The 11317-nt window shown below is 64.7% G+C and carries 11 protein-coding genes; 7 read left to right on the top strand and 4 right to left on the bottom strand.

Annotated features, from left to right (window positions below; genetic code table 11):
• The first annotated feature begins 121 nt into the window (after positions 1-121).
• Positions 122-802 carry a hypothetical protein gene (locus NKJ26_RS09370; protein ID WP_352695023.1) on the top strand — a complete coding sequence of 227 codons (681 nt, stop codon included), beginning with the start codon at positions 122-124 and terminating at the stop codon, positions 800-802.
• Positions 803-835: 33 nt separating this feature from the next.
• Here NKJ26_RS09370 and NKJ26_RS09365 read toward each other — a convergent pair whose 3' ends face one another.
• Positions 836-1285, bottom strand: a complete 450-nt coding sequence (locus NKJ26_RS09365; protein WP_352695022.1) for a nucleoside deaminase — start codon at positions 1283-1285, stop codon at positions 836-838.
• A gap of 181 nt (positions 1286-1466) precedes the next feature.
• On the opposite strand from NKJ26_RS09365, the gene NKJ26_RS09360 reads away from it, so the two are divergent.
• From NKJ26_RS09360 to NKJ26_RS09340, 5 genes are all read left to right on the top strand, one after another.
• Positions 1467-3503 (top strand): pseudouridine synthase, encoded by a 2037-nt coding sequence (locus tag NKJ26_RS09360; protein ID WP_352695021.1) that lies wholly within the window; start codon positions 1467-1469, stop codon positions 3501-3503.
• A 30-nt stretch (positions 3504-3533) separates the two neighbouring features.
• Entirely contained in the window at positions 3534-4088 is a 555-nt protein-coding gene (rsmD, locus tag NKJ26_RS09355) for a 16S rRNA (guanine(966)-N(2))-methyltransferase RsmD (RefSeq protein ID WP_352695020.1), read from the top strand.
• Positions 4089-4225: 137 nt separating this feature from the next.
• On the top strand, positions 4226-5614 hold the full coding sequence (locus tag NKJ26_RS09350; RefSeq protein WP_352695019.1) for a M16 family metallopeptidase: 1389 nt from the start codon (positions 4226-4228) through the stop codon (positions 5612-5614).
• 124 nt (positions 5615-5738) lie between these two features.
• Positions 5739-7061: a M16 family metallopeptidase gene (locus NKJ26_RS09345; protein ID WP_352695018.1), complete on the top strand. Its 1323-nt coding sequence runs from the start codon at positions 5739-5741 to the stop codon at positions 7059-7061.
• 192 nt (positions 7062-7253) lie between these two features.
• Positions 7254-8123 carry a patatin-like phospholipase family protein gene (locus tag NKJ26_RS09340; protein ID WP_352695017.1) on the top strand — a complete coding sequence of 290 codons (870 nt, stop codon included), beginning with the start codon at positions 7254-7256 and terminating at the stop codon, positions 8121-8123.
• Between the two features lie 98 nt (positions 8124-8221).
• Here the strand turns inward: NKJ26_RS09340 and NKJ26_RS09335 are convergent, their stop codons facing one another.
• Both NKJ26_RS09335 and efp read right to left on the bottom strand, forming a co-directional pair.
• The gene (locus tag NKJ26_RS09335) at positions 8222-8764 is read right to left on the bottom strand and encodes a dihydrofolate reductase family protein (RefSeq protein ID WP_352598509.1); all 543 of its coding nucleotides are present in this window, start codon (positions 8762-8764) and stop codon (positions 8222-8224) included.
• Between the two features lie 331 nt (positions 8765-9095).
• Positions 9096-9665: an elongation factor P gene (gene efp, locus NKJ26_RS09330; RefSeq protein ID WP_027027854.1), complete on the bottom strand. Its 570-nt coding sequence runs from the start codon at positions 9663-9665 to the stop codon at positions 9096-9098.
• A gap of 123 nt (positions 9666-9788) precedes the next feature.
• Here efp and epmA point away from each other — a divergent pair, with 123 nt between their 5' ends.
• Positions 9789-10835: an EF-P lysine aminoacylase EpmA gene (epmA, locus tag NKJ26_RS09325; RefSeq protein ID WP_352695016.1), complete on the top strand. Its 1047-nt coding sequence runs from the start codon at positions 9789-9791 to the stop codon at positions 10833-10835.
• Between the two features lie 25 nt (positions 10836-10860).
• Here the strand turns inward: epmA and NKJ26_RS09320 are convergent, their stop codons facing one another.
• Positions 10861-11271, bottom strand: coding sequence for a VOC family protein (locus NKJ26_RS09320; protein ID WP_352695015.1), 411 nt, complete (start codon positions 11269-11271; stop codon positions 10861-10863).
• Positions 11272-11317: the final 46 nt, after the last annotated feature.

Below are 11317 nucleotides of genomic sequence, written 5' to 3'. Positions count from 1 at the left end.
AAACACGCGAAACTCCGGAAGACAAATTGTCGCCGGATTTCCGTCGCAAGTGCTTGGACGATGGGGACCGGACACAAGGCCGGTGGCGATCGAGAGGCTGTCTAGAGTGGGACTTTTTGGCATGACCGAGAGATATAACGCGCGCCTTGCGCTGTTGGCGCCGCTTGTCGCATCGGGCCTCGCTCTGGCCGGCTGCGTCGGCTCGCCGACCTACGGCACCGACAAGACCGCCGGCGAACAGCTGGCCGGCGATCTCTCTGGTGCCTTTTCCATTGCGCCAAAGCACAAGGAACAGATCGACTACAAGCCGCGTCCGACGCTGGTAAAGCCGGCGCCCGGCCAGAAGGAGGCTTTGCCCGCCCCGCAGGACAGCATCCAGACGGCAAGCGCCGAATGGCCCGAATCGCCCGAACAGCGCCGCGCCCGGCTGCGCGCCGACGCCACCGCCCACCAGGACGATCCGGACTACCAATCGCAGATCGTCGACGACGTGCAGACCGATCCGGAATCGGTCAGGAAGGCGATGGCGGATTCGGGTTCGAGCCATCCGCCACGCTGGACTCCAGCTGATTCCGACAAGGGTCGCGCCGCCGAAATCCAGCGCCGCCTTGCCGACAGCAAGCAGGGTGATCCGAACACCCGCAAATATCTCAGCGAGCCGCCAGTGCAGTATCGCGTCGCTTCCGACACGGCGCCGCAGGGCGATCTTGGCGAGGACGAGTACAAGAAAGAACGCCGTCTCAAGAAAGAGGCGGAAGGCAAGAAGGGCAGCGGCTGGTTCGACTGGCTGCCGTCGCTGTAAAAACGCGTCAAGCCGACGGTTGCAGCGTGCAGTTCAGTTGCGGCGGTCGCGGAAAAATTCCTTGAGCAGCAGGCCGGATTCGATCTCGCCCATGCCGGGATAGATATCCGGCGCGTGGTGGCAGGTTGGCGAGGCGAAAAAGCGCACGCCATTGACCACCGCGCCGCCCTTGTCGTCGGCGGCTCCGAAATACAGACGGCGCAGCCTGGCGAACGAAATGGCGCCGGCGCACATGGCGCAGGGTTCCAGCGTCACATAGAGATCGTGCCCGGTAAGCCGCTCGGCTGACAGTTTGCGGCAGGCTTGGCGGATCGCCAGCATCTCGGCGTGCGCGGTCGGGTCGGCAAGCTCGCGGGTGCGGTTGCCGGCACTGGCAACAACCGTCGCGCCGTCGGCGACGACGGCCCCGACCGGCACTTCGCCGCGCAAGGCTGCCGCTTCGGCTTCCGCCAGCGCCAGCGCCATGAAATCCGGCCGCTTCACGCGGTTTCCATTCCCATTATCTCCTCGCCACTCGGCGGTGATCCTGTTATTGAGCGCATAACCTCGAAAGTCGGGACTCGATTTTCGGAAAAGATCATGCGCCAAATCAAAGTGCTACAGCGTTCGTTGCGCGCCCGAAAGGATGCGCCACGCTGTAGCAGCGCAAACGGACAAAGGCCACATGGACGACAACGACAAGAAATCTCCGCGCCAAAAAGGCCCGGGCAAGAAACCGGCGGCTCCGCGAGGCGATCGGGGCGGCAAGCCGTCCTTCGGCGCCAAAAAACCTTACGCGCCGCGCGGCAACCGGCCGATGGCCACTGAAGGCGATCGGCCGAAGCGCGATTTCAAGAGCGGCGACCGGCCCTTCAACAAAGGCCCCCGCACCGAGGGCAAGCCTTACGAAAAGCGCGAAGGACCGCGCAAGCCCTATGCGCCGCGTGGCGACCGGCCGATGGCGGCCGAAGGCGAGCGCAAGCCTTATGAAAAGCGCGAAGGTCCACGCAAGCCCTATGCGCCGCGTGGCGACCGGCCGATGGCGGCCGAAGGCGAGCGCAAGCCTTATGAAAAGCGCGAAGGACCGCGCAAGCCCTACGCGCCGCGTGGCGACCGGCCGATGGCGGCCGAAGGCGAGCGCAAGCCCTATGAAAAGCGCGAAGGTCCACGCAAGCCCTACGCACCGCGCGGCGATCGTCCTGCCGCGGCTGAGAGTGGCGAGAGGCGTTTCGATCGTCCCAAGCGCGATTTCGGTGACCGCCCCAAGCCTGACTTCGCTGATCGTCCAAAGCGTGACTTTGGCGGCGACAGGCCGAAGCGTGATTTTGGCGATCGGCCGCAAGGCGCGTCGGGCAGCTTCAAGCCGCGCCCGCGTCCGGCGGAGGCTGCGGAAGAAGCCGGCGAACGCATCGCCAAGCGGCTGGCGCGTGCCGGCCTTGCCTCGCGCCGCGATGCCGAGGAGTTGATCGCGGCCGGCCGTGTCAAGGTCGATGGACGGGTGCTGTCTTCGCCGGCCTTCAACGTGATGCCCGACGACATCATCCACCTCGACGGCATGGAAATCCCGCCGATCGAGCGCACGCGCCTGTTCCTGTTCCACAAACCGGCCGGCGTCGTCACCACCAACCGCGATCCCGAGGGCCGCAAGACCGTCTTCGACGTGCTGCCGGCCGAACTGCCGCGGCTGATGACCATCGGCCGCCTCGACATCAACACCGAAGGCCTGCTGCTGCTCACCAATGACGGCGGCCTGTCACGCGTGCTGGAACTGCCGGCGACCGGCTGGCTGCGCCGCTACCGCGTGCGCGTCCACGGCAAGGTCGAGGAAAGCGCGCTTGCCGGCCTGCGTGAGGGCATTGCGGTCGACGGCGTCTTCTATGGCGCCATCGAGGCGAGCCTCGACCGCGAGCAGGGCTCGAATGCCTGGCTGACGATCGGCCTGCGCGAAGGCAAGAACCGCGAGGTCAGGAACATCCTCGGCGCGCTCGGCCTCGACGTGACGCGGCTGATCCGCATCTCCTATGGACCCTTCCAGCTCGAGGATCTTCCCGAAGGCCATGTGCTGGAGGTCAAGGGCCGGGTGCTGCGCGACCAGCTCGGCGAGCGCCTGGTCGAGGAATCCGGCGCCAATTTCGACGCCGAGATTTCCAAGCCATTTTCCAACAAGCCGGTCCGGCGCACCGAAACGCGTGAGGTCGAGCCTGAGCGGCCGAAATTCACCCGCGACGGCGAGCGCCGGCCGATCGGCGAGGGCGGGTTGATCAAGAACCGCAAGCGCCGGGAAGGCAGCCGCGACGAAGCGCTCGGCAAATTGTCGACAAGTCCCGACAGGGCCGAGAGGCCCGAGAGGAGCTTTGGCGAGCGCGGTCCAAGGCCGGAACGCGGCGGCTTCGGTGACAAGCCACGCGGCAATTTTGGCGATAAGCCCCGCGGTGGCTTCGGCGACAAGCCTCGCGGCGGCAAAAAATCCGAGCGCGAGCAGCGGCCGATCGAGCCGCCGGGCCAGCGCAAGGCCAATGTCTGGATGGCGCCGGGCGCCCGGCCGATCGGCAAGGGCAGGGCGGAAGCCGACGCCGCCAAGGCGGCCGACGCCAAGGCGCGCAAGGCATCGTTCAAGCCGTCCTACGGCAAGCCCGGCGGCAAACCAGCCGGCAAGCCGCATGGCGAACGTCCGGGCGGCGAGCGGCCGCGCAACGGTCCCAAGGGTCCCAGAACGAGATGAGGCCCAGAACGAAATGAGGCCCGGAACGAAATGAGGATCGTCGGCGGTGAGTTTCGCGGGCGTCCGCTGGCGACGCCGCGCAGCAGCGCCATCCGCCCAACGACCGATCGCACCCGCGAGGCCGTCTTCAACGTGCTGGCGCATCGTTTCGCGGAGCAACTGGACGGCGCACGCGTGCTCGACCTGTTCGCCGGCACTGGGGCGCTCGGTCTTGAAGCGCTGTCGCGCGGTGCGTCCTATGGCGTATTCATCGAGGAATCGGCCGAAGGCCGTGGCCTGATCCGCGACAATGTCGAGGCCTTCGGCCTGACCGGGCGTACCAAGATCTTCCGCCGCGATGCTACCGCGCTTGGCGAGGCCGGCACGCTGGCGCCGTTCGGCCTTGTCTTTGCCGATCCGCCCTATGGCAAGGGCCTTGGCGAGCGCGCCCTGCAATCAGCCAAGGCGGGCGGATGGCTGCGGCCCGGCGCGTTGTGCGTGGTCGAGGAGGCCGCGGCGGCCGCCTTCGAGCCAGGTGCCGGGTTTTCCGTGCTCGACGAGCGCGGCTATGGCGAAACGGTGATCCGGTTCATCAAGGCTGGCTGAGCGGGCGTCTCGGGTCTCTGCCTGCCCAAGCGCGCCTCTTTGCGGCCTCGTTTGCGGGGCAAAAACGACCAACAATTCACTTTGCTTGTCGCGGGCGCCCCGCCTATCGTCCCATCACGAAGAAACCGGAGCCATTGATGACATTCAGAGCCGAATGGTTGCGGACGACGCTGCTGGCGACCTCACTGGCTTTGTTCATGACCGGCCCCATGCCGGCCGAGAGCCTTGTGTTGCCCGATACCGTCCCGGCCGAGTTCAAGATAACGGATTTCCTGCTCGACAACGGCATGGAAGTCGTCGTCATCCCAGACCATCGCGCGCCGATCGTCACCCACATGGTTTGGTACAAGGTCGGCAGCGCCGACGAGCCGCCCGGCAAATCCGGTATCGCCCACTTCTTCGAACATCTGATGTTCAAGGCGACCACCCAGCATGCGGCCGGTGAATTCGACCGCGCCGTCTCCGACATTGGCGGCTCCAACAACGCCTTCACCTCCTACGACTACACCGCCTTCTACGAGACGGTAGCGCCGTCGGCACTCGAACTGATGATGGGCTTCGAGGCCGACCGGATGCGCAACCTCATCCTCACCGACGAAGTCATCAAGACCGAGCGCGATGTCATCCTCGAAGAGCGCCGATCGCGCATCGACAACAATCCGCAAGCCGTGCTCGAAGAGGAAGTCGATGCCACGCTCTGGCAAAATCAGCCCTATCGCATTCCGGTCATCGGCTGGATGCAGGAAATGGAGCAACTGAACCGCACCGATGCGATCGCTTTCTATGACAAATACTATCGCCCCAACAACGCCGTGCTGATCGTGGCCGGCGATGTCGAGCCGGAGACGGTGAGGGCGTTGGCCGAGAAGACCTACGGCAAGGTGCTCCGCGGGCCCGACTTGCCGCCGCGCATTCGCCCGGTCGAACCGGAGCAGAACACCAGGCGCACGGTCACGCTCTCCGACGCCCGTGTCAGTGTGCCGAATTTCTCGATGCAATGGGTTGTACCGTCCTACCACACCGCCAAGCCAGGCGAGGCCGAAGCGCTCGACCTGTTGGCCGAGATTCTCGGCGGCGGCAACCGCAGCCGGCTTTACCAGGCGCTGGTCGTCAAGCAAGGCATCGCCTCCAGTGCGGGGGCCTCTTTTGACGGCACGATGCTCGACGACACCAATTTCATTGTCTATGGCGCGCCGGTTGGCGAGGCCAAGCTGGCCGAGGTCGAGGCGGCGGTCGATGCGGAGGTGGCGCGCATCGCCAGCGACGGTGTGACCCCAGCGGAGCTCGAAAAGGCGAAGGACCGCTATATCAGGTCGATGAGTTTTGCCCGCGACAAGCAGGAGTCCATGGCCAATATCTACGGCGCGACTCTGGCCACCGGCGGCAACGTGCAGGATGTTCAGCAATGGCCGGAGCGCATCCGCAAGGTCACGACCGGCGAAGTCAAGGCCGTTGCCGCGCGCTATCTGGTGCTTTCCCGGTCGACGACCGGCTATTTGTTGCCGCAAGCCAAGGCGGAGAACTGACCCGATGACGAAATTGAGCGCTTGCGCTGCCCCGCACCTGACTGCCCGTCCTCCGCAGCAGCTGCGCTGCAGCTGCGGAGGGTGGACCGGCATCCTCTCCCGGTACAGTGAAGCGATTGCCGCAATGCGCGGCGCTTTCGCAACCCTCTTCCTCTCCATCGTGTTCCTGGTCCTGCCGGCACTTGCCGCCCGCGCCATGGACATCCAGTCCGTCACTTCGTCCAAGGGGGTCACGGCCTGGCTCGTGGAGGACTATTCCGTGCCGGTCGTCGCCATCCGTTTCGTCTTTGGCGGCGGCTCGACGCAGGATCCGCCTGGGAAGGAAGGGCTCGCCAATCTGATGACCGGCCTGTTCGACGAAGGCGCCGGCCCTCTCGATTCGGAAGCCTTCCAGATCAAGCTCGACGATGCCGGTGGCGAAATGAGCTTCGACGAGAGCCGCGACGGCATCTACGGCTCCATGCGCATGTTGGCCGAGCAGCGCGACGAGGCATTCGACCTGCTGCGGCTGGCGGTCAACGAGCCGCGCTTCGACCAGGGTCCGATCGACCGCATCCGCGCCCAGATCCTGTCCGGCATCATTGCCTCCGAGAACGATCCCGACACGGTCGCCCAGAACCGGTGGGCGCGCGCGATCTATGGCGACCACCCCTATTCGCGCTCCGACCAGGGCACCAGGCAAAGCATCGCGGCAATTACGCCGGATGACTTGAAAGCCTTGCACAAGGCGGTGTTCGCACGCAGCGGCCTGCACATCGCCGTGGTCGGCGCCATCGACGCTGGAACGCTCAAGAAGAAGCTCGACATGGTGTTCGGCGATCTGCCGCAGAACCAGACGCTCGCCCCGGTAGCGGACATCGAGCCGTTGCTGGGGCAGCATATCGAGATCGGTTACGACCTGCCGCAAACGTCGCTGCAACTCGCTTATCCCGGCGTGAAGCGCAAGGCGGTGGATTTCTTCCCCGCCGTGCTGATGAACGAAATCCTCGGCGGCGGCACTTTCACCTCGCGCCTGTTTCAGGAAGTGCGCGAAAGGCGCGGGCTGGCCTACAGCGTCAACTCGTCGCTGGTGAACCAGGACCATGCCGATGCGCTGATCATCACCACCGGCACGCGCTCGGACCGCGCGGCCGAGACGCTCGGCATCGTGCGCGACGTGATCAAGCGCCTGGCCGAAGAGGGGCCAACCGAGGCCGAACTGGCGGCGACCAAGAAATACCTGATCGGCGCCTACGCCATCAACAATCTGGATTCCTCCAGCGCCATCGCCGCGACGCTGGTCGAGCTTCAGCTCGACGATCTCGGCATCGACTACATGCAGCGCCGCGCCGGCTACATCAACGCGGTGACGCTCGATCAGGTCAAGGCGGCGGCCAGAAAGCTGCTATCGGCCGAGCCGACCATCATGGTCGTCGGGCCTCCGCTGGCCGGAGCCGGCAAGGGATGAGCGTCGGCCCCTATGTCGCTAGTGGTCAGCGTAGCAAGAGGGGCGCCAGCGTCGCTGCCAGCGCCCTTCTCCCCGTCACTATACGGGGAGAAGTGCCCGGCAGGGCGATGAGGGGCGGCGCCGGCTTCGACAATCGGCGGTCTCCACCACAAATAGGTCATTTGGAGGTCCCACGGGCAGGAGCCATGCAAAATGGCGCCTAGCTTCGGCATTGCCTTCGGCGGTGGCGGCGCGCGCGGGCTGGCGCACATCCACGTCATCGAGGCGCTGGACGAACTCGGCATCCGGCCGGTGGCGATAGCCGGCTCGTCGATCGGCGCCATCATGGGCGCCGGCATGGCTTCGGGCATGACGGGCAAGGATATCCACGACTATGCCCGCTCGATCCTCGGACGCCGCGCCGAAGTGGTGAGCCGCATGTGGCGGGCTCGGCCGGGCACCATCGCGGAAGCGATGCAAGGCGGCATCCGCCTCAGCCAGTTCAATGTCGAACGCATCCTGAAAGCCTTCCTGCCCGACGCCATCCCCGAAACCTTCGCTGAACTCAAAATCCCGCTGAAAGTGACGGCGACCGACTATTTCGGCCATAAGCTCGCGGTCTTGGAAGACGGTGACTTGCATTCGGCGCTTGCCGCCTCGGCGGCGATTCCCGCCGTATTCCGCCCGGTGACGCGCGACGGCCGGCTGCTGATCGATGGCGGCATGTACAATCCCGTGCCGTTCGACCTGATCGAGAACGACGCCGACATCATAATCGCCGTCGACGTGGTCGGCGCGCCGGAGGAAGTCGACCGCAAACGCCCGACCTCCGTCGACCTGATGTTCGGCGCCACGCAGCTGATGATGCAGTCGATCACCGCCCACAAGCTCAAACAATGCCCGCCCGACATCCTGGTCCGTCCATCGGTATCAAAATACCGCGTGCTCGATTTTCTGAAGATCGAATCTTTGATGAGCGAGACGGTGGCGATCAAGGATCAGCTGAAGCGGGAGGTGGAGAGGGTGGTGGAGGCCCGGGAAGGCGCTGCCGTCAAGGGGAGACGTGGGAAGAAGGCTGGGTGAGGATGTCTCAGGCGAACCGCTGCCATGACCCCGAAAGATCCGGTTCAAACAAAGAGATAAGAGCCTGTTCCCGATTCCAAGGAAAGCCCCTAACCGGTTTACGATTTCGCAGCTAGCGGCGCATATTCGAGCGCCACAACGCCGTTGCTGAACGGCGTGGCCGAAATCAGCTCGAGCGGCACTTTCTCGCCGGGCGGAAACAGCGGCTTGCCTTGGCCGACGGCGCCGGGATAGCTGAGCAGCCTCACACGGTCGACCAGATCGTGACGCAGCAATTCCTGAGCAACGCTGAGGCTGCCATGCACGTAAATGTTGCCGCCGCTGCATTGCTTCAGCGTTCTGACGGCATCCGTCAGGCGACCCTGCAGGAGCTCGGCTGGCTTCCAGTCCAGCGCCGTCAGGCTGTTCGAGGCGATATACTTCGGCAGCGCATTGAACCGGTCGGCAAAATCTCCGGTTTCCATGGGCCACGAGCCGGCAAAAATCTCGTAGGTCGTGCGCCCCAAAAGCATGGCGCCGCTGTCGGCAAGCTCGTCCTCCTTGAACCTGTTCATCTCGTCGTTCCAGGTGACGCTGGGCAGCTTCTCGACTTCGGCAATGCCATCGACACTGATGAATTCGGTGACGATAAGTTTTCGCATGGCGTTCTCCTTCTTCCGTCCGAGGACGAACCGCGCGAGCCTTCTGCGACACGTTGCATGAAAAATAGCGCGGCGCGGTGGGAGGAGGAAAGGTGCTGCAATGAGGAGAGGGGATGGAAGAGGACAAATGAGCGTGGAATGTTACGAACTTCGAGCGTTTCCGGCCAGCTCGGAGCAATCGCTGTCACGTCCACCGCAGCATCCGGTGCGGAGATGACGACAACCATGAGGAGGAGAACACGAAGAGATGGCTGCCGGGCTAGTGTGAGATAGTCGCGAGCCCGGCGAAATGCTGGTCAGGCTGAGAAGTTTTTGGTGCCAGCCGCTCGCCTCAGTCCTTCGCCCGTTCCACATAGGCCCCATCGGCCGTCATTACCACCACGCGGGTGCCGGCGGAAATGTGCGGCGGCACCGTTGTGCGCACGCCGTTGGAGAGTACGGCGGGCTTGTAGGAGGAGGATGCCGTCTGGCCCTTGGTCACCGGCTCGGTTTCGACCACTTCGAAGGTGGCGCGCTGCGGCAGCACCAGCGCGATCGCGACGCCGTTGAACTGTGAGACCTGCACCGGCATGCCTTCCTTGAGATAGGGCGCGGCGTCGCCGACCACGCTCTCCGAAACCGCCACCTGGTCGTAGGTCTCGGGGTTCATGAAGTGATAGCCTTCGCCGTCGGCGTAAAGGAACGTGTGCTCGCGCTCCTCGACATAGGCGCGCTCCACCTGCTCGGTGGTGCGGTAGCGCTCCGAAACCTTCACCCCGTCGCCGATGCGGCGCATGTCGAGCTGCGTCACGGGCGTGCCCTTGCCTGGGTGGATGTTTTCGGCAAAGAGGATCACATAAAGCTTGCCGTCCTTGTCGACGACATTGCCTTTGCGGAGCGAACTGGCGATGACTTTCACCACGGTTTTAAATCCTGCAAGAGTTGATTGGCGTTTGCCGGCTTGTGCGGCGCTGGATGGGGGCCTAGCGCATCTTGGCGCGAACCGCCAGCCCCTCCTGCAAACCGACATGCCTGCTGTCCGTCGATGACAGCCGCTTCGCCCTGGTGGACGCCGCATGTCCATGCCGACCGCCGCCCGCGCCTGATGCTGCGCAACGGCCTCACCGCCGCCTTGCGCGATTGGTTCGCCCGCCACGACTTCGTCGAGGTGGAAACGGCGGCGCTGCAGGTCTCGCCCGGCAACGAGGCGCATCTGGCGGCTTTCGTCACCGAGGCAATCGGGCCGGACGGCGTGCGTTCGCCGCTTTATCTCCACACCTCGCCGGAATTTGCCTGCAAGAAGCTGCTTGCGGCCGGAGAAGTCAGGATTTTCAGCCTCGGCCCGGTCTACCGCAACCGTGAGCGCGGCCCCTTGCATCACCCGGAGTTCACCATGCTCGAATGGTACCGGGTGGGGGAGACCTATGAAGCCCTGATGCGGGATTGTGCGGCGCTGCTGGCGGTCGCCGCGACAACGGCCGGGACGACGCGCTTTGCCTTCCGTGGCCGCGACTGCGATCCCTTCGCGGAGCCGGAACGGCTGACCGTGGCGGATGCCTTCACCCGCCATGCCGGCATCGACCTGTTGGCCACTGTCGCTGCCGACGGCAGCACCGACCGCGACGCGCTTTACGCCGCCGTGGCCCGCGCCGGCCTGCGCACCGCGCCTGACGACAGCTGGGCCGATCTGTTCAGCCGCGTGATCGTCGAGAAGATCGAACCCAATCTTGGCATCGGCCGCACCACCATTCTTTGCGAATATCCGGTCGCCGAGGCAGCACTTGCCCGGCCGAGCCAGCAAGACCCGCGCGTCGCCGAGCGCTTCGAACTCTATTGCTGCGGCGTCGAGCTTGCCAACGGCTTCGGCGAACTGACCGACGCGGCCGAGCAGCGCCGGCGCTTTATCATCGAGATGGACGAGAAAGAGCGCATCTATGGCGAGCACTATCCCCTCGATGAGGATTTCCTCGCCGCCCTTGCCGTCATGCCGCAGGCCAGCGGTATCGCGCTCGGCTTCGACCGGTTGGCGATGCTGGCGACCGGTGCGCAAAAAATCGAGGACGTGATCTGGACACCGGTCGCCGGGTCTTGAATCCGCGCGCCGCGGCCAAGCCGTGTCAATGCGCGAAAACCTGCTCCAATGAGCGAAAGCCCTTGAATTCCAAGGCATTGCCAGAGGGGTCGCGGATGAACAGCGTCGCCTGTTCGCCGGGCTCCCCCTCGAAACGGACCATCGGCCGTTCCAGCCAGTCTATGTCGTCTCGTGCCTCCAGCCGCGTGGCCAGACGTTGCCAGTCGTCCATCAACAGCACGGCGCCGAAATGCGGAATCGGCACGGTGACGCCGTCGACCTTGCCGTCGCTGGCGGCTTGCGCGGGCCGCAGATGCGCCGACATCTGGTGGCCGTAAAGGTCGAAGTCGACCCAGGTCGCCGACGAGCGGCCGATCGCGCAACCCAGCACCTCGCCATAGAAAGTACGGGTTTCATCGAGATCACGGACTGGGAAGGCGAGGTGAAAAGGTGTCATCGAAAATGCTCCGAGCAGGCTATAAGGCCGGGTTTCTATGCCACGG

It is taken from the genome of Mesorhizobium sp. M0152, assembly GCF_040322415.1.
GTDB lineage: Bacteria > Pseudomonadota > Alphaproteobacteria > Rhizobiales > Rhizobiaceae > Mesorhizobium.
This window is presented reverse-complemented; position numbering and strand designations above follow the sequence as displayed.

Bases quoted from the DNA above. Each gene is read 5' to 3' on its own strand.
- NKJ26_RS09350 (WP_352695019.1), top strand. From the start codon at position 4,226: ATGACATTCAGAGCCGAATGGTTGCGGACGACGCTGCTGGCGACCTCA.
- NKJ26_RS09360 (WP_352695021.1), top strand. From the start codon at position 1,467: ATGGACGACAACGACAAGAAATCTCCGCGCCAAAAAGGCCCGGGCAAG.
- NKJ26_RS09320 (WP_352695015.1), bottom strand. From the start codon at position 11,271: ATGACACCTTTTCACCTCGCCTTCCCAGTCCGTGATCTCGATGAAACC.
- NKJ26_RS09345 (WP_352695018.1), top strand. From the start codon at position 5,739: ATGCGCGGCGCTTTCGCAACCCTCTTCCTCTCCATCGTGTTCCTGGTC.
- rsmD (WP_352695020.1), top strand. From the start codon at position 3,534: ATGAGGATCGTCGGCGGTGAGTTTCGCGGGCGTCCGCTGGCGACGCCG.
- NKJ26_RS09340 (WP_352695017.1), top strand. From the start codon at position 7,254: ATGGCGCCTAGCTTCGGCATTGCCTTCGGCGGTGGCGGCGCGCGCGGG.
- epmA (WP_352695016.1), top strand. From the start codon at position 9,789: ATGACAGCCGCTTCGCCCTGGTGGACGCCGCATGTCCATGCCGACCGC.
- NKJ26_RS09335 (WP_352598509.1), bottom strand. From the start codon at position 8,764: ATGCGAAAACTTATCGTCACCGAATTCATCAGTGTCGATGGCATTGCC.
- NKJ26_RS09370 (WP_352695023.1), top strand. From the start codon at position 122: ATGACCGAGAGATATAACGCGCGCCTTGCGCTGTTGGCGCCGCTTGTC.